Annotated in this window: 23 protein-coding genes and 1 pseudogene; 20 read left to right on the top strand and 4 right to left on the bottom strand. The window is 41.5% G+C overall.

Features of this window, described 5'->3' with window-relative positions; translation table 11 throughout:
• Positions 1 to 35: 35 nt before the first annotated feature.
• Together NQ558_RS03185 and NQ558_RS03180 are read left to right on the top strand one after the other, a co-directional pair.
• A pseudogene (locus NQ558_RS03185) lies at positions 36 to 1622 on the top strand (SrtB-anchored collagen-binding adhesin); the annotation flags it as partial.
• Positions 1623 to 1626: 4 nt separating this feature from the next.
• Entirely contained in the window at positions 1627 to 1980 is a 354-nt protein-coding gene (locus NQ558_RS03180; RefSeq protein WP_005361149.1) for a hypothetical protein, read from the top strand.
• A gap of 36 nt (positions 1981 to 2016) precedes the next feature.
• Here the strand turns inward: NQ558_RS03180 and NQ558_RS03175 are convergent, their stop codons facing one another.
• From NQ558_RS03175 to NQ558_RS03160, 4 genes are read right to left on the bottom strand one after another with little or no spacing between them, the layout of a single operon-like run.
• Positions 2017 to 2895: a sensor histidine kinase gene (locus tag NQ558_RS03175; RefSeq protein ID WP_004611592.1), complete on the bottom strand. Its 879-nt coding sequence runs from the start codon at positions 2893 to 2895 to the stop codon at positions 2017 to 2019.
• 26 nt (positions 2896 to 2921) lie between these two features.
• The gene (locus NQ558_RS03170) at positions 2922 to 3743 is read right to left on the bottom strand and encodes an ABC transporter permease (protein ID WP_004611593.1); all 822 of its coding nucleotides are present in this window, start codon (positions 3741 to 3743) and stop codon (positions 2922 to 2924) included.
• Complete coding sequence (locus NQ558_RS03165) at positions 3736 to 4653, bottom strand: ABC transporter ATP-binding protein (RefSeq protein WP_005361150.1); 918 nt, start codon at positions 4651 to 4653, stop codon at positions 3736 to 3738. Before NQ558_RS03165 ends, NQ558_RS03170 begins: the two co-directional genes overlap by 8 nt.
• Positions 4654 to 4708: 55 nt before the next feature.
• The gene (locus tag NQ558_RS03160; protein ID WP_004611595.1) at positions 4709 to 5374 is read right to left on the bottom strand and encodes a response regulator transcription factor; all 666 of its coding nucleotides are present in this window, start codon (positions 5372 to 5374) and stop codon (positions 4709 to 4711) included.
• Between the two features lie 395 nt (positions 5375 to 5769).
• Between NQ558_RS03160 and NQ558_RS03155 the strand changes: the two genes are divergently transcribed.
• The 18 genes from NQ558_RS03155 to NQ558_RS03070 all read left to right on the top strand — a co-directional run bounded on the left by NQ558_RS03155 (position 5770) and on the right by NQ558_RS03070 (position 22294).
• Positions 5770 to 6189 (top strand): RNA polymerase sigma factor, encoded by a 420-nt coding sequence (locus NQ558_RS03155; RefSeq protein ID WP_005361151.1) that lies wholly within the window; start codon positions 5770 to 5772, stop codon positions 6187 to 6189.
• Positions 6190 to 6191: 2 nt separating this feature from the next.
• The gene (locus NQ558_RS03150; protein ID WP_458006119.1) at positions 6192 to 6356 is read left to right on the top strand and encodes a helix-turn-helix domain-containing protein; all 165 of its coding nucleotides are present in this window, start codon (positions 6192 to 6194) and stop codon (positions 6354 to 6356) included.
• Positions 6322 to 7152: a recombinase zinc beta ribbon domain-containing protein gene (locus NQ558_RS03145; RefSeq protein WP_005361152.1), complete on the top strand. Its 831-nt coding sequence runs from the start codon at positions 6322 to 6324 to the stop codon at positions 7150 to 7152. The genes NQ558_RS03150 and NQ558_RS03145 overlap by 35 nt, the downstream gene beginning before the upstream one ends.
• 471 nt (positions 7153 to 7623) lie before the next feature.
• Positions 7624 to 8316 (top strand): response regulator transcription factor, encoded by a 693-nt coding sequence (locus NQ558_RS03140; RefSeq protein WP_005361153.1) that lies wholly within the window; start codon positions 7624 to 7626, stop codon positions 8314 to 8316.
• A complete protein-coding gene (locus tag NQ558_RS03135) occupies positions 8313 to 9344 on the top strand; it encodes a sensor histidine kinase (RefSeq protein WP_005361155.1) in 1032 nt (343 codons plus the stop codon). The genes NQ558_RS03140 and NQ558_RS03135 overlap by 4 nt, the downstream gene beginning before the upstream one ends.
• A gap of 27 nt (positions 9345 to 9371) precedes the next feature.
• Positions 9372 to 9788, top strand: coding sequence for a hypothetical protein (locus tag NQ558_RS03130; RefSeq protein ID WP_004611616.1), 417 nt, complete (start codon positions 9372 to 9374; stop codon positions 9786 to 9788).
• 182 nt (positions 9789 to 9970) lie between these two features.
• Positions 9971 to 10231, top strand: coding sequence for a hypothetical protein (locus NQ558_RS03125; protein ID WP_004611617.1), 261 nt, complete (start codon positions 9971 to 9973; stop codon positions 10229 to 10231).
• 5 nt (positions 10232 to 10236) lie between these two features.
• Positions 10237 to 10902, top strand: coding sequence for an ABC transporter ATP-binding protein (locus tag NQ558_RS03120; RefSeq protein ID WP_002586598.1), 666 nt, complete (start codon positions 10237 to 10239; stop codon positions 10900 to 10902).
• Between the two features lie 14 nt (positions 10903 to 10916).
• Positions 10917 to 13301 (top strand): ABC transporter permease, encoded by a 2385-nt coding sequence (locus NQ558_RS03115; protein WP_005361170.1) that lies wholly within the window; start codon positions 10917 to 10919, stop codon positions 13299 to 13301.
• Positions 13302 to 13488: 187 nt separating this feature from the next.
• A complete protein-coding gene (locus tag NQ558_RS03110) occupies positions 13489 to 14259 on the top strand; it encodes a response regulator (RefSeq protein ID WP_005361171.1) in 771 nt (256 codons plus the stop codon).
• A 131-nt stretch (positions 14260 to 14390) separates the two neighbouring features.
• Entirely contained in the window at positions 14391 to 14810 is a 420-nt protein-coding gene (locus tag NQ558_RS03105; RefSeq protein WP_004841005.1) for a nuclear transport factor 2 family protein, read from the top strand.
• 97 nt (positions 14811 to 14907) lie between these two features.
• The gene (locus NQ558_RS03100; protein ID WP_431978740.1) at positions 14908 to 15579 is read left to right on the top strand and encodes a response regulator transcription factor; all 672 of its coding nucleotides are present in this window, start codon (positions 14908 to 14910) and stop codon (positions 15577 to 15579) included.
• 53 nt (positions 15580 to 15632) lie between these two features.
• Positions 15633 to 16667: a HAMP domain-containing sensor histidine kinase gene (locus NQ558_RS03095; protein ID WP_259907645.1), complete on the top strand. Its 1035-nt coding sequence runs from the start codon at positions 15633 to 15635 to the stop codon at positions 16665 to 16667.
• Positions 16668 to 16735: 68 nt separating this feature from the next.
• On the top strand, positions 16736 to 17410 hold the full coding sequence (locus NQ558_RS03090; protein ID WP_005361177.1) for an ABC transporter ATP-binding protein: 675 nt from the start codon (positions 16736 to 16738) through the stop codon (positions 17408 to 17410).
• Positions 17407 to 19899, top strand: a complete 2493-nt coding sequence (locus tag NQ558_RS03085; protein ID WP_005361179.1) for an ABC transporter permease — start codon at positions 17407 to 17409, stop codon at positions 19897 to 19899. The genes NQ558_RS03090 and NQ558_RS03085 overlap by 4 nt, the downstream gene beginning before the upstream one ends.
• A gap of 260 nt (positions 19900 to 20159) precedes the next feature.
• On the top strand, positions 20160 to 20552 hold the full coding sequence (locus tag NQ558_RS03080) for a winged helix-turn-helix domain-containing protein (protein WP_005361180.1): 393 nt from the start codon (positions 20160 to 20162) through the stop codon (positions 20550 to 20552).
• 505 nt (positions 20553 to 21057) lie between these two features.
• Positions 21058 to 21507 carry a sigma-70 family RNA polymerase sigma factor gene (locus NQ558_RS03075; RefSeq protein ID WP_005361181.1) on the top strand — a complete coding sequence of 150 codons (450 nt, stop codon included), beginning with the start codon at positions 21058 to 21060 and terminating at the stop codon, positions 21505 to 21507.
• A 571-nt stretch (positions 21508 to 22078) separates the two neighbouring features.
• Positions 22079 to 22294 carry a DUF6870 family protein gene (locus tag NQ558_RS03070; RefSeq protein ID WP_005361189.1) on the top strand — a complete coding sequence of 72 codons (216 nt, stop codon included), beginning with the start codon at positions 22079 to 22081 and terminating at the stop codon, positions 22292 to 22294.
• Positions 22295 to 22314 lie beyond the last annotated feature (20 nt).

The following is a 22314-nucleotide window of genomic DNA, read 5'->3' as shown; positions in this document are numbered from 1 at the left end:
TTTTTATACCCAAAATGAAAGGAGCATTAGATTTTATGAAAAAGATGTTAAAACGATTGTGTACGGGCTTCTTAGCTCTTGCAACTGTCGTTACTGCTTTACCGACTACACCCGTCCATGCAGAAAGTAAGCAATACTGGACGGAAAGTGCAGAGCGTGTCGGTATCATTGAAAAAGTAATGAATGACGGTTCTATCGGTTCGACATTCAATGAGGGCTATATGAAAGTCGAGGGCGAAACTGCCTATTGTATCGACATCAATACAGATTTTAAGAATGGTTACAAGACCAGAGCTGACGCAAGCTCACGTATGAGTGCCAACCAGATTTCAGATGTGGCGTTATCCTTAGAGTATGTCAAACAGTATGGCGAAACTCACAAGGAATTGAACTACAAGCAAGTCTATCTGTTGGAACAATGTGTGGTCTGGCAGAGATTGAGCGTACATCTTGGCTGGCAGTGCGACAACGTGCGAGCTTCTTATGATGAAATTCCAAAAGCTACGCAGGACGAAGTTTTCTCTGGTGCAAGAGCCTTTGTCAAAGAGAATAAAGGACGCTATGAATGTGGCGGTTATATCTACTCTGGCGAGGGGCAGGAATTGGGACAATTCTGGGCGAAACTCAATGTTGGAAATGCGAAACTTCAAAAGACTTCCAGTAATACCAGCATTACAGACGGTAACGGGAATTACTCTATCGCTGGTGCGACATACGGTGTCTTTGCTGATAAGGACTGCACGAAACAGCTTGCCACCCTTACGACTGATGAAAACGGAAATACAGATGTCGTAGAGGTAAAGGCTGACACAGTCTATATCAAGGAATTATCCGCACCAGCAGGATATAAGGTTGATACAAATATATATTCCTTAAAGGTTGAAGCTGGAAAGACAGCGACCTTGAACGTATCAGATACACCAAAGGTAACAGACACTTTGATTGAACTCTTCAAGATTGATATGGAAACACAGAAAGACAATCCGCAGGGGAACGCTTCTTTAGCAGGTGCGGAATTTACATGGAAGTATTATACTGGCTTCTACAATAAAGACAATCTCCCTGCCGAAGCTACAAGAACATGGGTTACAAAGACAATCGCCGAAACAGACAGCGACGGTACAATCCATTATGTTACAAAATTAGCGGACACATACAAAGTATCTGGCGACAGTTTCTATATGCAGGACGGCAAGGCAGTTCTTCCACTTGGAACACTAACCGTAGAAGAAACAAAAGCTCCAAACGGTTACTTGCTGGACGGTGCATATATGCAGGCTGGCGATAAGTCCGAACAGATTAAGGGCTTATACCTTACACAAATTACAGAGGACGGCGACCTTGCCGTACTTACTGGAAGTAACCAGTTTTCCGTATCAGACAAGGTTATCCGTGGCGGTGTCAAAATTCAGAAACGAGATTTAGAAACGGGCGATACAAAGCCACAAGGAAGTGCTACTTTGAAAGATACTGCCTTTGACATCATTTCCTTAAATGATAATGCGGTATTGGTTGAGGGCAAGTTATACAAGAAAAATGAAGTGGTAAAGATAATTCGTACCGATATTGAGGGTATCGCTTCTACTTCTGCTGACCTCTTACCTTATGGAAAATTCCGTATGAACAATGAAAAAAGCAGAAACGCAGGAACAGGAATTTTTAGAAGTTTGTTCTTCTTACGACCATGACCTTTTAACTGGAAAAAAAGAAATGACATTGAAAGACTATGAACGAATTACTTATTTAGTTAGTTCTCTTGGGTATAGTCAATATCTTCAATTCCTTATTGGAAAATATATGGACTTAGCACAAGCTGACGAAGAACGAGAAGAAAGAGAACATGAAATATATTTGGAATATCCAGAGTATTATGAGGACGAGGGAATTTTAGAAGAAGAAGAAAAATGGCTGGAAGAATTTTTAAATCAACTTCCAGAGAAGAAAAGAGAATATTTTGAAAAACTTATAAAAGAGAGTTAAAGCTACTAAAAAAGTTACTGTATTCAGATGTTCTGATCACAGTAACTTTTTATCATTATACAAGGGAAAACAAATGCTAATAGACAAAATATTTTTTTCGTAACTTACATTTTCAATTTTACCGTCAATCTTTTTCAGCAATTCCTTTACAATATACAAGCCCAGACCAGAACTTCCTTTGGTGCGTGATTTATCAACAGTATAAAACTTGTTAAATAATAAGTTTACATCAATATCATCAAGGGATTTTGTTGAATTTTTAATTGTGAACACTCCTTTTTGATTGATAGAAACTTCAATGTAATTATCTGAATAACGAAGTGCATTTACAATTAAATTTTCAATAATTCGTTTACAGATAAGGTTATTTCCGTATATCCATACAGGAGTATTTTCTGTTTGAATGGTTGGTTGGATTTCTCCAAATTCATAATACTTTTCAATTAAGCAATCTGTAACAATTCTATTTATGTCAACACGCTCACATTCAACATCAACTTGCTCATTTTCTATCACAGATAAATCATAAAACTCTTGTACTAAATCCGTGAGATAATCTGTTTTTGCCTTAATGATTTTAATGCATTGTCCTTGTTCCTGTTTATCTTCACATTCTTGCAGAAGTGTTAAATAGCCTTGTATAGATGTCAAAGGTGTTCTTAAATCGTGGCTTATATTAGATATAGACTGTTTTAACTGTTCTTCTTCCTGCTTAATTTGAACCTGTAATTTTTTATGTAGATTATCTTTTTGATTGATTGCATAAGCTAATTCTTCAATGTCCCTATTTGATAAAGATACTCGTATTTTCCGTTGTTGCTTTATTTGCTTATTTATGTTGCGAATTGTTCTGATAATAGAGAATAAGGAAAATGCTAATATGAAAATAAAGCAAATCAATAAGAAATATAACATATTCGCATTTCCCCTTTCTGTTATGATTAGCGTATTTCTTGCTTTCTTAGTATCAATGCTGAAACAAGAAATGTAATAATTACAGTTCCCACGAAATAAATCAAAATATTGATTTCTAAATTATTTATCATATTATAAGAACAGGTATTCATCCAGTAATACATAGGATTTATTTTTAAATAGGTTAGAACTCTCCATGATTGAGTTGACATATTATCCCATGTCATCATATAGATAAGCGGTCCGCTAAATGTAAACAATGACATAGCACCTACAACGATTGCCGTATGTTTGAATATTACACATAACATAAGTGTAATTCCGATAAATGCTCCCATAATCATACAATTTAGTCCTGCAATTTTCAGCATTGGAAACAGTTGTATTGGAATATTAAATTTCGCACATTCTATTATAAATGCAATCATAATAAATGAAAAGTATAGAAATATACTGGTAATCGAAATCACAATATATTTCGCAACAAAAAACTTAATTCGGCTTTGTCCGCTTGCGATTGCAATTTTAATTGTTGAATCCGTATATTCTCTTGAAAAGAAAATGACAGAAAATATAAGAACAATCAGCCAGAAAAATACAGTATAAGATGTGGCTGTCCTTATTATTTCTTCAATCAATGGGTGTGCTGTATCGCTATAAGCACGAGCAAGAAATCCAACAGTTTCTCCTATTTTCCATGTTTCGTCTAAACTTGAACTTGATGCCACAAATTGTTGCTGACCGCCTATGGAGAAAATTCCAAAGACTGCTAAAATCAAAGCAAAGGTTAAGTACAATGCCTTTGTATGAAATAACTTATAAAATTCTGCTCTTATTTGATTAAACATTTTTTCGTCCCCCTATTAGATTTTCAAAGTATGTTTCCAAATTTTCTCCTTGCACAGAAATTTCATCAATAATAACTCCATTACTGGATAGTAATTTAGAAATCATTCTTACATTATCTAAGCACTCGTATATCCGAATAGAATTATCGGGGTAAACGGAGTAATTGTTAATATTTCCCTTTTGCTCTAATAAAAGAGTGGTTTTTTGGATATTATCTGTCCTTAAACAAATATGGCGTTTACATTCTTCGTTTAATTCTTCGGTAGAAATTTGTTTCAAAAGTTCTCCTTTATGAAGAAATCCGTAACAGGTAGCAAGCTGATGTAATTCACTTAATATATGGCTGGATATTAAAATCGTTACCTCTCGTTCTTTTACTAATTTTTTAAGAAGTTCTCTTAATTCAATAATTCCTGTTGGGTCAAGTCCGTTGACGGGTTCGTCCAAAATCAAAAATTCTGGCTCGCCTAATAATGCAACGCCTAAAGCAAGCCTTTGTTTCATTCCTAAAGAAAAGTTTGCTACTCTTTTTTTACCAGCATTGGATAAGCCTATCAACTCTAGAGTATCGGTAATACATTTTTTATTTGGAATACCTCGTTGTATTCTTTGTACTTCCAAATTTTGAGAAGCTGTCATATCCTTATATAACGCAGGCATTTCAATCGTGCAACCGATTTTTGACCTTTCATGTTGCAGATTATCCTGATGTCCAAATAGGATAATTTCTCCCTCGCTCTTAAAATTAAGACCTGTTAATAACCTGATTAAAGTCGTTTTTCCTGCCCCATTTTCGCCTACAAGACCGTAGATTTCTCCTTTTGGAATAGTTAAGTTCACATTCTTTAAAGCATAGAAATCTTTATATTTTTTGCTTAGATTTTTTGTTTCGCATATAAATTTTGTCATTCTAAACACTCCTTTCTATGCCACTATATCTAATAAGTCTAAAGAAAATCTAAAGTTATTTAATTTTATAACCGATTCCCCAAATGGTTTGTATATAATCTTCATTTGTAATCGCCTTAATTTTTTTACGAATATGACTGATATGGGTATTTATCGTATCATCATCATAAGCATAAGTTTCATTCCAAATGGATTCATATAAATTTTGCTTTGAAAAAATTTTTTGCGGATATTGCAATAATAGTCTTAAAATCTTTAACTCGGTTGATGTAAAAGATACTAATACCTCTTTGATATAAACTAGAGAGTTATTGATTTCAATATCTCTATATGTCAAAGTATCATTTTGACAGGACGTATTTGAAGTCCTTTTCAAATTTGCTTCAATACGAGCAAGAAGCTCATGCAGGTCAAACGGCTTAGTCATATAATCATCAGCACCTAATTTTAATAAATCTATTTTTGTCTGTACCATTGTTTTGGCGGAAACAACAATGACAGGAGCGTTTGTAAATTTACGCAATCTCTGTAATACATCATTTCCATTTAACTTCGGTAACATAATATCAAGTATTATTAAATCTGGAACAAGCGATTTACATAATTCTATGCCCTCTGCACCATTCAAGGCATAATGAACGATATATTTATTATTTTCTAAGAATTTTGCAATCATATTGCAAATGTCTATATCATCTTCAATAATAGCAATTTTATTCATGTGATTTCATCTCCTTTAATTAGATATTGTATCATAAGGTTTTTATGCTATCCACATCAAACAAAGAAGTCTATGGTACATTTAGAAATTATTTAGAAATATACTTTATGATTTTGGAAAATAATTTTGATGTGTAAATCAAGGAGTATGTTTCATGGAATGTTTTAAAGAAATCTATCGGCTATAAATGGAAAAAGCAATCAATAAAATCGTTAATTAGATATATAAATTCATTCGCTCGTGCAAACAGTCTGTTTTGTGCGGGCTTTTTTCATTCTGGAAAAATTTTGGATTTTTTGAGTTCTCAACTTAACAAATCACACCTGCCGTTCCCTATATGGTGCGGAAAGAGGGAGAACCACTTTTCACGTCATAGCGGAAAGGGGGTGAGATTGATGAAACCGTCTGACTTCCAGAAAACAGTTCAATGCCGTTTTGAAAGTTGTTTGAAGAAAGTTGTCCGTCATGTTGTTAAGGACTACCAGCAGAAATTAAAACGACGACAAGAGAAAGAAACGCTCTTTTGCGAACTCCCAGAAATCGTTGTAGAAAATCTGGCTGTCTGGGACGATTATGAAACGGACTATACGATTTTCAATGTATGCGGTTACGATATTCGTGTTTATGATGATGAATTGGCAGAAGCCTTGAAACAGTTATCCGAGCGTAACCGTGAAACTTTGCTGATGTATTATTTCTTGGAAATGAACAACGAAGAAATTGCAAAAAAACAGAATATTTCCAGAAGCGGTGTATTCCAAAATCGGCACAACTCATTGGCACTTATGAAAAAATTACTAAAGGAGAAACAGTAAAAATGAAACAAATATTTAAGAAGCCGTCCTACTATTTGCTTTCACAAGCAATGGACGGGGACGAAAAAGCGATTGAAAAGATACTGGCATTTTATGACCCGTACATATCAAAGTGCTGTCTGCGTCCACTCTATGATGAATACGGCAAGCAAACAGCGTCCAGTTGAGAAAGAAAACTGGATAAGGGTTGAAAATACACATGAACCGATTATAGACCGTCAACTGTGGGATAAGGTACAAAAACTGCTGACGAAAAAACATAGGGATATTGATTTAGAAACAAATAAAAATATCTTTGCAGGTTTTATCAAGTGTGGCGATTGTGGTCGGGCAATGATGAAAAATTTCTGGCGACGTGCTGACGGAAGTAAGTCCTATTCATTCTATTGTGGAACTTACAAAAGAAGTGGAAAAGATTATTGCACTCCGCACACGCTCCCGTTTCAAGTATTGAATGATATTGTGCTGGGAGATTTAAAGCAGATTATCCGCAATGTAGAGAACTTGCAGGAACTTGTAAAATCACAATCTTTCACAGCAACAAAAATCAGAAAATCAACAGACATAGAACTGACAAAGTTAAAAGCAGAGCTTGAAAGAGTGAAGAAGTTGAAAAAGTCAATTTATGAAGATTACAAAGACGAACTGATTTCTAAAGAAGAATTTCTTTCTTATCGAGAGGACTATCAACAAAAAGAAACGCTTTACTCCAAACAGATTGAAACGCTGGAAGAAAAGAAAAAGGAAAGTGTAACAGAAGATGTTTTTGAAACACCGTGGTTAAGGCGGTTGTTGGAACTGAAAGACATTGAAGAATTAGACAGAGATATTATTGTGGAAATGATAGACCAGATAACAGTTTATGAAAACCGCAAACTTAAAATCTCATACAACTTTGGAAATGAGCTGGAACATTTATTTTCAAGCGTTTACTGTGAGGACTTGGAGAAAAAGGCTATCTAATCTCAATACATTTCTAACTCCCCATATATACTGGGGAATACATATCACAATTTGCGTAAACTACAATCAGCACAACCGCAGCGCAGCACAGAAAAATCCCGTCAATAAGATTTGTCTGCTTTTGGTTTTCAGCGTTCCAACGGAACGCGCAGCCATTGCCACCGGCAATGATCTCAGGGGTTTGGGGATATGTCACCAACAAGCATTAGCAGGAATTCCGGAAACGGGATTTCTGCTAAATACGCAATCTTACGTAAGATTGCATTGCTTGCCAGTAGTTTTAAGAGTCTTTGGCAGAGGATCTGTTTACAGTTGCCGCATTGATAAACCTTTGATAACTGCCTATAATAGAGTTATTATTTTGAACTGCTATAACAGAGAAATGCAAAAAAATAAAATTTTTTGTCTGTTGTAACATTTCGCGGACATTTGCCTGTTATACTATCTGCAAAAAGCAAAGGAAGTGAGGATATGAAGCAGATTTTAATTGTCGAGGACGACAGTTTTTTGAATAAGATGGTGGCCTATAACCTGACCGCAGACGGCTACGGCGTGACTTCTGCCCTAAACGCCAGAACCGCAGCCGAAGCCATACGCCAGCGGGAATTTGACTTAGTGCTGCTGGACATCAACCTGCCGGACGGCAACGGTTTTGAGCTGTGCAAACTGATAAAGCCCCAGCACCCGGACACCATTGTGATTTTCCTGACCGCTAACGATCAGGAGAGCGACCAGATACGGGGCTATGAGGTGGGCGCGGTGGACTACATCACAAAGCCCTTTGTGATCGGGGCCTTGCAGCGAAAAATCAAAGCCATGTTCGCCATGCTGGAACACCACAAACCGGCCAAGGACATTTACGACGACGGGCGGCTGTTTCTGGACTTCTCGGAGCAGACGGCTTCCTTAAACGGCAAGCCCCTGACCCTATCCCCGATGGAGTACAAAATGCTGAACCTGTTCCGTAAAAATCCCCGGCAAGTGCTGACCCGTGGGCAGCTTTTGGAAAAGCTGTGGGATATAGACGAGAAGTTTGTGGACGAACACACCCTGACAACCTCCATCAGCCGGATTCGGAGTAAGATCGAATCCGACGGCGGCGCGCCCTACATCAAAACTGTTTACGGCATGGGCTATCAATGGACGGGAGGCGAGGCAAAATGAAGTTGCAAAACCTCTCGGTAAAGCGGCTGTTTGGCCGGGTAGCAATGGGGCTTGTCCTTTCCATGTCCGGGATCACCATAGCCCTGTTTCTTGTGACAAAACAGACGGCGGTGCTGCTGACGGGCGGGGCGCTGCTGCTGTGCGCCCTTGTGGGGATTTTTGTACTGACGCAGGCGTTTGGAAAGCGGCTGTCGCAGTTTACCGCTGACCTGTGCCAGACTTTAGACCACATGATCGCCGGAAATGAAGCGCCCCAGCGGCCAGAGGACAGCGAAACCCAGCTTGCCAGAATTGGACACCGGCTGGCAAGGCTCTATCAGATCATGCAGGAGAACCGCCGCCGGGTGGACGAGGAACGGCAGGAGTTACAGACCCTTGTATCGGATATTTCCCATCAGGTGAAAACGCCGGTAAGCAATCTGAAAATGGCGACGGACACGCTGCTGGAAAAGCCTATGACCAAGGCGGAGCGCACCGACTTTATCCGGGGAATCCGCAGCCAGACGGATAAGCTGGACTTTCTCTTTCAGGCCCTTGTGAAAACTTCCCGGCTGGAAACGGGCGTGATCCAGTTGGATAAGAAACCGGGCCGCCTCTTTGATACCGTGGCACAGGCCATGAGTGGAATTGTGTATGCAGCAGAGAAAAAGGAAATCGTCGTGTCCGTGGACTGCCCGGAGGATTTGACCGTTTTCCATGACAGCAAGTGGACATCCGAAGCCCTTTTTAACCTGCTGGACAATGCGGTGAAGTACACCCCGGCAGGCGGGAAAATCGCTGTGTCGGTGGTGCTGTGGGAAATGTATGTGGAAATCAAAGTAGCCGACACCGGCAAGGGCATTTCCGAAAGCAATCAGGCCGCCATCTTCCGGCGCTTCTATCGTGAGGAAGAAGTACACGAACAGCAGGGCGTGGGCATTGGCCTGTATCTGGCCCGCGAGATCGTAACACGGCAGGGCGGCTATATCAAAGTGGTTTCGGAGCCGGGCAAGGGTTCGGAATTTTCCATTATGTTGCCGACTAAATAAAGCACACTTATAACAGGAGAAAACACCATGAAAAAAATCAATTTTTGCAAAGCAACAACAATCATCTTAATAATCAATGTTATTTTATCTATTGTTTTATTTTTCGTTGTTCCTGATAAAATAGCAATTCAATGGGTAGGTACATCCCCCAGCAATGCAGTAGATTCTTACTATGTATTTTTGGTGCCGGTATTGTCAGTGCTTTTTGCTTTTACGGGAAAACCTATTTTTACAATGTTCCTGTTTAGATTGTGGAATAGAACTAACGAGCATTTAGTGACATACTTAAATTTGTGTCTGCAAGTTGTATTTCTTACTTGTGAAATCTATATCGGATTATATAACCTATGTAATTTTAATGTTGCCATTAGTATAATTCTCATTGTGGAACTTATGATAGATGTGGTGATTGGATTGAAATTATTTCACAATCAATCTATCTAAAAGATTGTGTAGTATGATTCGGCGGACGACCATTTCCAGCTGTCCGCCGTGAATTTTTTTGAAATGTCCGAGCGTTGTAACATTTCACCCCGATTTTCAATGAAATTTTTTGGCCGCTGTAACATTTCGCGGACATTTGGGTTTTACAATACCCTTATCAACAAAAGTGAGGAGGCGACGCAATGGAACTGACCCCGACATTGATTTTGAATCTGGCGCTGCTGATCGTCCCGCCCGTTGCCCTTGTGCTGGTGTTCCGGCAATGGCTGGCCCGGCACATCCGCTGGACGGTTGCCTTGACTGCTCTCTGTGATGTTCTCCTATTTTGGGATGAACTGTTCTACTATGAGAGCTTCGGCCTGTTCGCTGTGCTGATTCTGGTGCAGTTGGCGGCCACCGGCGCAGCAGCGTTCCGCATTTACAACAAACAAAAAAAGGATTGAATTTTATGAGCATTTTACAGACTATCGACCTGAAAAAGTATTACGGCACAGAGCCGAACATCACCCGCGCCCTTGACGGTGTGAACTTCTCCGTGGAGGACGGCGAATTTGTGGCCGTTGTGGGAACCTCCGGCAGCGGCAAGTCTACCCTGCTTCACATGATGGGCGGGCTGGACACCCCTACTTCTGGCAATGTGATTGTCCGGGACAAAGAACTGTCGAAGATGAACGACGAACAGCTTACCATCTTTCGCCGCCGCAACATCGGCTTTATCTTCCAGAACTATAACCTTGTTCCGATCCTGAATGTGTATGAGAACATCGTCCTGCCGGTGGAGCTGGACGGGGACACGGTGGATCAGAAGTTTTTGGACGAGATCGTTCACCTGCTGGGACTGGAAGATAAACTGAAAAATATGCCGAACAATCTTTCTGGCGGACAGCAGCAGCGTGTGGCTATCGCCCGGGCCCTGATCACCAAACCGGCTATTGTGCTGGCCGACGAGCCCACCGGCAACCTTGACAGCAAGACCAGCGCCGAGGTGCTGGGGCTGATCAAGCGTACCAGTGCGGAGTTCCGACAAACCGTTGTGATGATCACCCACAACAACGACATTGCCCGCCTTGCCGATCGGATCGTCCGCATTGAGGACGGTAAGATCGTGGAGTAAGGAGGTGGCAGGCTATGACATGGCCTTTTGAAAATGATACCAGCGGCATTGTAAAGCGCATATCAAACCGCAGTATATCGGCAAATCGAAAAAGAAATATCTTTATTGTTTTGACGATTGTACTTGCCAGCGCATTGCTATCTGCTATTGTACTCTATGGCTTTGGGGTTATGCAGGAAACGCAAAACCGCAACCAAAAAACAGCGCAGATTATGTATCATGCGATTTCTGAACAACAGGGACAGGAACTATACAAGCAAGAAGAAATTGCGTGGGTTGGAGAATTTTTCAACGCATTTTCTGAACAGGTAAACCATTCAACCGTGAACTTTACTTATGCAAATGCAGATATGCTAACATCCCAAAGTATGCCCTATTCGGGAGATTTACCAGCTTCGGAGAATGAAATTGTAGTGCAGGAATCCTTTTTGGATAGTTTGGGCTATTCAAATGAATTGGGACAGACAATTCAAATCCCCTTTTCTGACGGCACTACCCATGATTTCAAATTGACGGGAATCTTAGATGTGAAAACCGGCGATATTGGGCGCTATACAGCCATTATATCGAAAGAATTAGTAAGACAGCAGTATGGCGACGGAGGCATGATTGATTATTACATTGGGCTGAAAGGCGCTCAAAACATGAGCGAGGAAGAAGCCACCAACTATGCAAACACTCTGGCGCAGCAATTAAAAATTTCCGATGATAATGTGATTGTCCGTTCCACATATTTTAACTTAAAGGACAAAAATCACGGAAGCGATATGCTGTTCTATTTCTTGATCGGTTTTGTAACTTTCATTGGTTCCGGCATTGTGATCTATTCGATTTTTTATATTTCAGTAGCAAGCAGTATCCGTAACTATGGACAGCTTCGCACAATCGGAACTACAAAACGACAGATCAAAAAGATGGTTTACCGCGAGGGGAAATTACTTGCTGCCATTGCTATCCCGATTGGTTTGGTTATTGGAAATGTGATTGGGTACTTCCTGATTCCTGCCGGTTGGTACTGGCTGACTACTTTATGTGTGACGGTCGGGGTTGGCCTTTTTGCATTTATTATTGTGATGATTGCCATTCATACTCCTGTAAAAAGAGCTGCGGCAGTATCTCCGCTGGAAGCATTGCGATATTCCGATTATCAGGGGAAAATGAAAGAAAGTTCCGTGTTGCACCGTAAAATAACGCCTGCTTCACTTGCTAAAATGAATCTGTCCAGACAAAAGGCAAAGTCCACTTTAACAATACTTTCTCTTTCACTCGGCGGAGTATTGGTTGTATTGATTTCGACAATGTTAGTTTCCTATGATGGCGTTGCAGAGGCAAGAGGCAGGGCTTTCCCTGTCGGTGAATTTAACATTCAGCTCAACGCAAATCAATCGTGGGACACTGCTGGTATTTCTTTGTCTGGATTGCAGCAAAAGAATTTTCTAAATGCCGATTTTATAAATGCAGTAGAATCTATTGATGGCGTTACAGGAATCAAGCACTGGTATTACACGGACGCAGAATATCGTGTAAATGGTAATTCTGGAAAATGGATTCAGGGCTTTTGCCGAGATGAACAGCAGAATTTGGAGAAAGAGCGAATTGCGGGAACGACTGATTATGATGAACTGGTGGCAGGCAATGGAATTGTCTTGCTTCAAGAGCGTGCCGATCTCTATGATATTGAGGCTGCGTTGGGTGATACCGTCGAAGTGGACTATAAAACCGAATCCGGCCAAATTCGCACAAAGGCCTATACCGTCATGGGCATTGTAAACGAATATTCTTACTCCGGCTTCTCAAAATGCTTTGCGCTTCCGGAGCAGTTTATGAATGAAGCGACCGGGATAGATTGCACAGGTACGATTTCCGTAATTACCGATATGAAAAAATATGATACGGTAGAAGCTGCATTAAATCAACTGATAGACGGAAATAGCGATTTGGTTATGGAAACCATAAAAGAAAGTATCACTTATTATAGCGGACTTCAACAACTTTCTTTCGGGGTATTGTTGATCGTGGCTGTTATTGTTGTGTGCTTTTCTTTAATCAACCTTGTCAATACGACAATCACAAACTTCTTATCCCGTAGGCAGGAAATTGGAATGTTACAGGCGATTGGTTTGAGTAAAAAGCAGCTTATCAAAATGCTGTGCTATGAGGGGTTAATGTATTCAGTTTTTGCTACGCTGGTAACATTGGTTTTGGGGACTGGACTGGGCTTCCTATCCGTACAGGTCGTTGTGAAAACGATGAATCCATACTTTTACTATTCATTTCCGTGGCTGATCGTATTGATATATTTAGCAATCCTGCTGATTGTGCAATTCACCTTGATTTCTTACACAACTGGAAATCTGAAAAAGCAATCTCTTGTTGAGCAAATCAGGACGATGGAATAGCCGTATGGGATCGGCGGGGCGGCGTGTGCTGCCCCGCTTTTTTCGCCATTTCTCAAAGAAATTTTTGAAATGTCCGAGCGTTGTAACAATTCAGCCTGTTTTTCTGTCGAAATCAAAGGCACCTCGGACATTTGTGTAACATTTGTAGTTTATGCTTGTGGTAAATCAATATTGGGGGTGAGGACACATGAAAAAGATACTGCTGATCGACGACAGCGACACCTATACATGGTGCCTGCAAAAATACTTACAGCACCGGGGCTACCCGGTAAAAACGGCTTGTACGCTGAAAGAAGCGCGGACTGCCATCCAAGAGGAAATGCCGCTGGTGGTCTGCTGTGATCTCGACCTGCCGGACGGTTCCGGCATGGACTTTCTGGACGAGGTGCGGGCCGCAGACAAGGAGCTGCCTTTTATTCTGGCGTCCTGTCATGACAAGGACGACTACGAACAGGAAGCTATGCGCCGGGGCGCGACGCTGTGCATGGACAAAATGAAAGGACTGCTACTACAAGATAAGCTGGTGGAATACGCCTACCGGCAGTTATCCGGCGAAAAGGCCCCGACTTTTCACAAGCTGCTCTTTGTCTATGCAGAAGATACCAGCGCCGAAGTGCTGCGGGCTGCTATGCTACAAAAGGGCTTTGACCTGATTCTGGTTTCCTCGATTTGGGAAGCCAAGCGCCGGATTTTTGAGGATAAGGAAATAGAACTGATCTTGTGCGATCTGGAACTGCCGGACGGCACAGCAATGGAGCTGTTTCATACGCTACGGCGGGTGGCGGGGATGTTCCAAATGAAGAATCCCCCTGTCCGGCTTCTGCCGTTCTTTATCCTCACCGAGAACAACGACCCTGCCACGGAATATGAATACCGGCATGAGGGCGTGAACGACTATATCACCGCCCCGGTCAATATCCCGGAGCTGATCCGGCGGGTTCTGTTCTTTGTGGAATGAAGCTTTTTTATTCGGCGGCTTTGTTAAGCAAGGCCGCCATTTTTAATTCATTTATCTTCAATGTTTGTTCTGAATATCGTATAATGTAGGGGAACGGCTGTGGTTTCATAGAGTGGTGAGGTGTTTATATTATGAATGAACGAGAAAAAACGATTCGACTATGGTTTGATATGTGGCTCAATCAGCAGGATATGGGCATTGATGATATTTTTACAGAAGATGTAATCTATACAGAAAGCTGGAGTCCCCAGTATAACAACCGAAAAACAGTAAAGCATTGGTTTCAGGAATGGAATACCCGTGGCAAGGTGGTGATTTGGGAAATCAAGCAATTTTTTCATAAGGGAGATCAAACGATTGTGGAGTGGTATTTCAAAAATGAAATGAACAATGGAAGTATAGAGGAATTTGATGGAATCTCGCTGGTTGAGTGGACAGAGGATAATAAAATAAAGGCATTAAAAGAATTTGGGTGTAATCGCAATACCTATAATCCATACCAGGAAGGCGATACCCCTCAATTCAAAGCAGAAAAAGCGAATTGGTTTTGAATTGAGTGCTTATAATGTTAGCTGCTGTGGTTTCATAGAGTGTTGAGAAATTTTTGAGATTTACCATATATCATACAAAGAACGGAGGTGCATGATTTTGAATCCTAAATTACTGATCGTTGATGATGAACGCGGTATTGTTGATATGATACAGAGTTATTTTCAAACACAATATGATATTCTGACTGCTTATAGCGGACAAGAAGCGCTCAAAAAAGTAGCTTGCAAACCAGATTTAATTTTATTGGACATCAATATGCCGGGAATGGATGGTCTGACTGTATGCCAGCAGATACGGGAACACATTGCCTGTCCCATTCTTTTTTTGACTGCTCGTATTGAATCCAGCGATAAGATCATTGGATTTCAGGCCGGGGCGGATGATTATATCGTCAAGCCCTTTGATTTGGATGAATTGGGGGCGCGTATTGCCGCACATCTGCGCCGGGAGCAGCGACGCCAAAATAATTCGGCAGTGCGCTTCTTTGGTGAATTGATACTGGATTATTCTGCCCGAACAGTTACAATCAATAATCAGAACATCCCGCTATCTAAGAGGGAGTTTGAGATTGTAGAACTTTTATCCCTCAATGCAGGACAGGTTTTTGACCGTGAGCGAATTTATGAGCTTGTGTGGGGCTTGGATGGGGACGGAAACAGCGATACAATTATGGAGCATATTCGGAAAATACGCGCTAAATTTGCAGCACATACATTGCATAATTACATTGAAACGGTTTGGGGGTGTGGTTATCGGTGGAACGCCTAAAAAATATGGGACTAAAGAAATCTTTCCTGCTATTATCCCTCTCCTGTTTGGCAGTGGCATTTCTCCTGCTTGGGGCAGTTATCTTCCTATGCCGAGGCATTGAAAACCATTATCCTTTAGGCGGTGTAGAAATCTTGTCGGATGGCTCTGTTGTACCTCTGCCGTCTCCTACGGTGTCACAACAGCGTATTTTGGCTATCCTAAACATTGTGCAGACGGTTTCCTGTATTCTTTTTCCAGTAGGCGGATTGATTGTTTCAGTCTTTCTTTTTTATTATCTCAAATTGAAACAGCCTATTTCCTGCCTGCAAAATGGCATTATGCGGATTCAGAATAATGATCTGGATTTTTCGCTGCCGATTTTGTCTAACGATGAAATGGGACAACTATGTGCTGCCTTTGAAGAAATGCGGAGTGAACTTCTGAAATCGAATCGGCTGTTGTGGCAACAGGCCGAGGAACGCAAACGGCTCAATGCCGCATTTTCCCATGATCTGCGTAACCCGATTACGGTATTAAAAGGAAGTGTAAAACTTTTGCGGCAAGGTATTCAGGACGAACAGACCATAGACCGGCTGGAAAGTTACACTTTACGGATCGAGCAGTATGTAGAAGCTATGAGCAGTGTTCAAAAGTTGGAACAACTCTCTGTTAAGCCAAAAGAAATCAGACTATCAGTTTTGCAGAGTGAATTGCAGGAAACAGCACGACTGTTAGCGCTATCCAAAAAAGTTTCTGTTTTAGTACCATCAGGCGGAACAGTTTGTATAGATCACGGGCTATTTCTTACCGTAGCGGAAAATCTGATTGGAAATGCGGCGCGATTTGCAGAAAAAGCAATCTCTATTCAAATAACGCTGCAAAATGATTCTATGACCTTGAATGTAGAAGATGATGGTGCTGGTTATCCGCTGTCTCTCGTGCAGAATGGGCCAACCCCCTTTGAAACGACAAGTAGTAATTCCTCACATTTTGGAATGGGGCTTTACAGCAGCAGAATTTTATGTGAAAAACATGGTGGCCGATTGATTTTGGAAAATCGGGCCGGGGGCGGTGCATCCGCAACGGCTATTTTTTATTTCGTGTAATCCTTGAGCGATTTTTGAGATTTATCATTTACACTCTCCTTATACCACAAATAAGGAGAGTGTTTTTTATGAATATTGAGGCAAAGAATTTATCAAAGATTTATGGTGACGGTGAAAACCGAGTGGTGGCTTTGGATCGTGCAAATCTCGAAATTGTATCCAGCGATTTTATTTCTATCATGGGGCCATCGGGAAGCGGAAAAAGTACCCTGCTGCATTTGCTTTCCGGCTTGGATAAGCCATCTTCCGGCTCGCTGACCTACGATGGTAAAGATATTTACAGTTACAGCGATAAGGAGTTGTCGGCATTCCGCCGGAAACGGATTGGATTTATTTTTCAGCAATTTAATCTGCTTCCGGTTCTGACGGCGAAAGAAAATATTATCATGCCTCTTTTGCTGGATAAGCAAAAACCGAATGAAGCATACCTGAAACAGCTTACAGAACTGCTTGGCATTCAGGGCCGCTTGGAACATCTGCCCCATGAGTTATCCGGCGGCCAGCAGCAGCGTGTAGCCATTGCCCGCGCTTTGATTGCAAAGCCGGATGTAATTTTTGCGGATGAGCCTACGGGAAATCTGGACAGCAAAAGCGGCGGCGAAGTCATGGAACTGCTTCAAAATGTATGGAAAAAGATGGGGAAAGCTCTCGTTGTCATTACCCATGACAGCCGTATTGCACGAATGGCAGACCGGCAGTTTCAGATTGTAGATGGTGTGCTTACGGAGGTGACAGCGAAATGAAATCTTATCGTACATTAGCATTGAAAGAACTGCTGTCCCAAAAAGTCACTTCTATTCTTATTTTGATTGCCGTTGTGCTGTCTACTATGATGACAACCATTGTAGGACAATCCATTGGCGTACTTAGTGCAATGCGGGAACAGCAGGCCATCGCTATCGGAGGAAACCGATATGCCACTTTTTTGCAGATGAATGCAGATCAGCTTCACGCACTGGAACAGGATGAGCGTCTTTCCTATGTAGGGAAATCTATTTATATGGGAAGTTTAGAACTCTCCCCATCTCTCACCCTTGGTTTGATGGAATATTTGGATGATACTGCCGCTATCTATCCATCCAGTACCAGTGTAGAAGAAGGTCGTCTGCCGGAAGCCCCGATGGAAATAGCTCTTTCGGAAGATATTCTGAAATATCTTGGCTTTGAGGGCGGTATTGGAGATAAGATTACACTTTCACTGCAAAAAAATCTTCGCCACAACATTGCGGACAGCTATTCCTATACAGCAGAATTTGTTCTTACAGGGATATTGAAAAATAACTACTGGGGATATACAAGCGGCACTGTTACGGGAGTTGTAGGGGAAGGAACTGCTGAACAACTTCTACCGGAATCTTATATTTATTACAATGTCGATATTCAGACTGCCGATAAAAAGAGTTTTCAAGCAGTTGTCGATGACTTCAATAAGGAATTGAACATCCATGAGCTTGATACCAGCTACAATATTGTATATTTGAACGCTTTGGGAATTTCCTATACTGCAAATTCCGAGGATGCCAATGATAAGGGATTCTCTTTTATGACAGTCGCAGGGATATTAGTGGGCAGTTTAATTTTGCTGGCTGCTGGCCTTGTGATTTACAACATTCTGAAAATATCTGTCTCAAAACGAATAAAGGGATATGGAACACTTCGGGCTATTGGAAGCGAAAAAGGACAACTTTATCAGATCATTGTAATTGAAGTAACCCTATTGTGTCTGATTGGGATTCCTATTGGTATGCTTCTTGGCTTTTTGAGTGCCAGAGGGATTTTAGAGACAGCTACCGGCCTGGTTTCTCCTGAATTGTTCTTGGTTCAGGATTCTTCCGAATTGAAAACCCTAATAGCAGAAAACAGTTCTTTGAATGGAACCTTACTGATATTAAGCGGAGCAATCACTTTGGCGTTTGCGTTGTTTGCAGCATTACCAGCAGCCAGATCAGCCGCAAGGGTATCCCCTATTATGGCGATGTCTGGAACAAATCTGAAAATTCGACGCAGAAAGCGTAAAACAAAGAAAATCCATAATTTTGAAGCATACTATGCCCGTCTGAACTTAAAGAGAAATAAAGGCCGTACTGCAATTACAATTTTGTCCCTTGTTATGAGTATCACGGTTTTTATTGCACTGCAAGGTTTTTCCTCTTTACTGAACGCTGCAAGTGCCCTGCAAGATAACCATTTAGGAGATTATCAGATCACAAATGAAAGTGTTGGATTTACCGCAGACGATCTGAATACCTTAAAGAAAAATAAAGCAGTACAGAGCGTAGCTGCTATACAGTTTTCGCTTTACGAACAAAATGAAAATGGGCAGCTCGATGGAATCAGTCTTGAATTTCAACTAAAACCCGGCGAAACTTTTCAGGTTGTCGGATTGAACGATGAATATTGGGATTATTTTATGGGGGATCAATTACCAGAAGAACAGCTTGGACAACTGAAATCAGGGAACGCCTGTATAGTAAGGAATCCTATTCCCATGAGCTACGGCGAAGATGTTCTTGAATTTACAAATATAGAGGCCGGAGAAAACATCTGTGTTGCGGGAATGGAGCTGAATGTTTTGAAAACCTTGGATGGCTATGACGGTTATCTTGGTATTGGAAATGGCGGTTTCACAAATGGTGTTCAAGTGATTGTTGATGATGCTATCTATGAACGCCTGACGGGAAAAGATACCTATTCAGAGTTTTTGCCTACACTGAACGAGGGTGCTGACAGGGAAAACTTTGATACATTTATCGAGGCGTTTTGTAACAGAATACCGGGGACAACATTCTTGTCATATGAAGAAACCGACCAGCAACTAAAAGAGAGCTTTGCACAAATTCAAATGCTGGCATGGGGGCTGATTCTTTTCGTTGGCCTGATTGGTATTCTTAATATCATCAATACCGTTTACACAAATATTCACACCAGAGTAACAGAAATCGGTATGCAGCGGGCCATTGGAATGAGTGCCGATAGCCTTTATAAAACTTTCCTTTGGGAAGGTGCATATTACGGAATCATTGCCTCTGTGATTGGAAGCGTGCTGGGATATGTTTGTACGATCTTCATTGAGGCGGCCACGAGCGACACCATCCAGCTTGTTGCAATCCCTGTCATGCCCATTCTTGAAGCAACCCTCTTGGCAGTAGGAGCTTGCTTGCTGGCAACAGCAATTCCGCTACGGAAAATTTCAAAAATGAATATTGTGGATTCGATTGAAACGGTTGAGTAGAACACTATTTTTTGAAATGTCCGAGCGTTGTAACAATTCAGCCTGTTTTTCTGTCGAAATCAAAGGCACCTCGGACATTTGTGTAACATTTGTAGTTTATGATGATTATAAATCAAAGATAACTTTCACTTAGGTATTAAGACATAATATGGAGGTGATGATGTGATGGGACATTAGCTGTTTTGGATATAGAAGAATCCGGCAAGCAGATCGGAGAAAAGTTATTTCTGCTTCTTAACGAAGAACAAAAGAATGCTCTGATGCAATATATTTTGGAACAGGGAGTCTGTCATGGAACGGTATTCAATTCCTGTCACACTTCCTCCGCATCAAAGAAAAATCCTCTAACAGAAATACAGGAAGGCGAGCTTTATCTATGCCTGGAACACCGCACTGTCAGGGTTAGGGAACGGATTATCAACCTGACAAGTAAGGAGTTTGATATACTGGCATTACTCATTGCCAATCCCAAACGTGTTTTTACTTACGAACTGATTACCGATTTGGTTTGGAAAGAGGATTGTGATTTCTATTCGAGAAAAGCCATTCATAATCATATAAGTAAGCTGCGTAAGAAATTGCGCTTTGAACCGGATCTTCCAAACTACATTGAGAGTGTCGCCGGAATCGGCTATAAATTTGAACATCTATAACATGAGCCCACAAGGTGTCGTTTTCCCCTTGTGGGCTTGCTTTTTGCGGCATATATTCTAAGAGCAGAATATGTAGAAAATTGCGAATATAAAGAGTAAAAAGCGAATGCCTGCGGACTGATACAGGAAACATAACCGATATAATTTTCTCCCAAGGAGGTATCAAGCAGCCGATTCAGGCTCCTCCTTGATGGGAGGAAATGCCTATGCGTCTATGCAACACAGATCCGCAGATAAACTGCTTTACATTCAGTCACCTATACGTCGTAATCCAGCTCGTATGGATTGCGGCGTTTTTGGTTTCGACAATATTTGAGCATTTTCGCTGTCAGCCTCCCGGAGAAATTTCATACTGCTGCTTTGGCGCGCCTGTTCTTTGTACGGGCGCGCTTTTTTGTACCCTTTTTTTAATCAGAAAGAGACTTAGACCTTATCGCTGCCGCAGCCCACCCTCTGATTTCGATTTTTGCCATCAACTCAAACATCGAAATTGGAGGAAATTACTATGAAGAAAATCAATCTTCGGGATTATTACCCGTATTATACACAGGACATGATCGTTGAGGTGCCGGATGAAGTTGCGGACATTCTCCGGGAATATAAACTTGCTGAAGCAGCTTATTTTTTGCGTACATACCGGCATAAAGCCTATTTTTCTTTGGATTATGACATCAATGTGGAACATGAGGCTATGGTGCTTGTTTTGACACCAGCAGATATTTTTGAACAGAAGGAAGAAAACGCTAGACTATATGAAGCGCTTGCCTCGTTGCCGGAAAAACAGCGTAACCGTATCACTTCACATTTTCTGTTGGGAATGAGTTTATCGGATATTGCAAAAAGCGAAGGAACCGGCGTCAGCTCTGTACATGAAGGAATCCAACGTGGACTTCGGCGTTTGAAAAAAATTTTAGAAAAAATGAATACAGACCCCGAAATTTACCATCAAAAATGAAATGTATAATAGAGGGACATATTCGGCGGGACAAGCTGGACGGGTGTGGTAAGGAAGCATATACATCCTCCACCCTAACTGTAATATCAATTTGTCTGCCATGCCCCTTGCTTGTTCCTTGACAACCGAATATACGCTGTTACGGGTACTTCATTCTGTGTTCCGAGCGGCAGATGGGGCGGCGCGGTGACAGGCGGCCTAAGGAGGTGATGAATCCAGGCTGTCCGAGCGATAAACGCAACCTACGAAACCGGCTGTGGCAGGCCGGACGCGATAACGACACAGATCATAATGGTACTTCTTCACAGCTTCCTAAAGACTTGGGGAGAGTTCCTGCGGCGTTTGCTTGCTCTGGCAAAGCGGCGGCGTATGTGGGACTATGATGCGGTGACGCTACCCGCAGCCTGTAACAGCCCCGTCCTTATAACAGAAGGACTTGCCGGGGTGCGTGGCAAATACGGCAGCAAAATCGAAATCAGATATAATGGGCCGGATTTATGTGTGTAATAACCATAGATCCGACCTATTCATGTGGTTTTGATAACACAGTTTTCAGAAGGGAGTTGATACTATGGAATTGAACACCATTGTCAGTGAAGTGGGTACGCTGGTAGACATTCGGGATGTCTCTGTCAACAAAGAACTTTCTCGTGATGAACGGATTGCAGAATTTGTTCAGCAAATCAAAAATCCATACCATTTTAAGTGTGGACGTTTTACTGTACAAGCCAGTTTTTCTGCTGAAGGTGCTACCCTGGAAGAATGTATCAAGGGTATTTTGCGATAGCTGCAATTTTAAGAAAGGGG

Source organism: Eubacterium ventriosum (genome assembly GCF_025150745.1).
GTDB lineage: Bacteria > Bacillota > Clostridia > Lachnospirales > Lachnospiraceae > Eubacterium_G > Eubacterium_G ventriosum.
This window is presented reverse-complemented; position numbering and strand designations above follow the sequence as displayed.

What these genes read in the sequence shown, in the direction of transcription:
- NQ558_RS03180 (WP_005361149.1), top strand. Translation starts at nt 1,627, where the DNA reads ATGAAAAAAGCAGAAACGCAGGAACAGGAATTTTTAGAAGTTTGTTCT.
- NQ558_RS03175 (WP_004611592.1), bottom strand. Translation starts at nt 2,895, where the DNA reads ATGTTATATTTCTTATTGATTTGCTTTATTTTCATATTAGCATTTTCC.
- NQ558_RS03170 (WP_004611593.1), bottom strand. Translation starts at nt 3,743, where the DNA reads ATGTTTAATCAAATAAGAGCAGAATTTTATAAGTTATTTCATACAAAG.
- NQ558_RS03165 (WP_005361150.1), bottom strand. Translation starts at nt 4,653, where the DNA reads ATGACAAAATTTATATGCGAAACAAAAAATCTAAGCAAAAAATATAAA.
- NQ558_RS03160 (WP_004611595.1), bottom strand. Translation starts at nt 5,374, where the DNA reads ATGAATAAAATTGCTATTATTGAAGATGATATAGACATTTGCAATATG.
- NQ558_RS03155 (WP_005361151.1), top strand. Translation starts at nt 5,770, where the DNA reads ATGAAACCGTCTGACTTCCAGAAAACAGTTCAATGCCGTTTTGAAAGT.
- NQ558_RS03150 (WP_458006119.1), top strand. Translation starts at nt 6,192, where the DNA reads ATGAAACAAATATTTAAGAAGCCGTCCTACTATTTGCTTTCACAAGCA.
- NQ558_RS03145 (WP_005361152.1), top strand. Translation starts at nt 6,322, where the DNA reads ATGATGAATACGGCAAGCAAACAGCGTCCAGTTGAGAAAGAAAACTGG.
- NQ558_RS03140 (WP_005361153.1), top strand. Translation starts at nt 7,624, where the DNA reads ATGAAGCAGATTTTAATTGTCGAGGACGACAGTTTTTTGAATAAGATG.
- NQ558_RS03135 (WP_005361155.1), top strand. Translation starts at nt 8,313, where the DNA reads ATGAAGTTGCAAAACCTCTCGGTAAAGCGGCTGTTTGGCCGGGTAGCA.
- NQ558_RS03130 (WP_004611616.1), top strand. Translation starts at nt 9,372, where the DNA reads ATGAAAAAAATCAATTTTTGCAAAGCAACAACAATCATCTTAATAATC.
- NQ558_RS03125 (WP_004611617.1), top strand. Translation starts at nt 9,971, where the DNA reads ATGGAACTGACCCCGACATTGATTTTGAATCTGGCGCTGCTGATCGTC.
- NQ558_RS03120 (WP_002586598.1), top strand. Translation starts at nt 10,237, where the DNA reads ATGAGCATTTTACAGACTATCGACCTGAAAAAGTATTACGGCACAGAG.
- NQ558_RS03115 (WP_005361170.1), top strand. Translation starts at nt 10,917, where the DNA reads ATGACATGGCCTTTTGAAAATGATACCAGCGGCATTGTAAAGCGCATA.
- NQ558_RS03110 (WP_005361171.1), top strand. Translation starts at nt 13,489, where the DNA reads ATGAAAAAGATACTGCTGATCGACGACAGCGACACCTATACATGGTGC.
- NQ558_RS03105 (WP_004841005.1), top strand. Translation starts at nt 14,391, where the DNA reads ATGAATGAACGAGAAAAAACGATTCGACTATGGTTTGATATGTGGCTC.
- NQ558_RS03090 (WP_005361177.1), top strand. Translation starts at nt 16,736, where the DNA reads ATGAATATTGAGGCAAAGAATTTATCAAAGATTTATGGTGACGGTGAA.
- NQ558_RS03085 (WP_005361179.1), top strand. Translation starts at nt 17,407, where the DNA reads ATGAAATCTTATCGTACATTAGCATTGAAAGAACTGCTGTCCCAAAAA.
- NQ558_RS03080 (WP_005361180.1), top strand. Translation starts at nt 20,160, where the DNA reads ATGCAATATATTTTGGAACAGGGAGTCTGTCATGGAACGGTATTCAAT.
- NQ558_RS03075 (WP_005361181.1), top strand. Translation starts at nt 21,058, where the DNA reads ATGAAGAAAATCAATCTTCGGGATTATTACCCGTATTATACACAGGAC.
- NQ558_RS03070 (WP_005361189.1), top strand. Translation starts at nt 22,079, where the DNA reads ATGGAATTGAACACCATTGTCAGTGAAGTGGGTACGCTGGTAGACATT.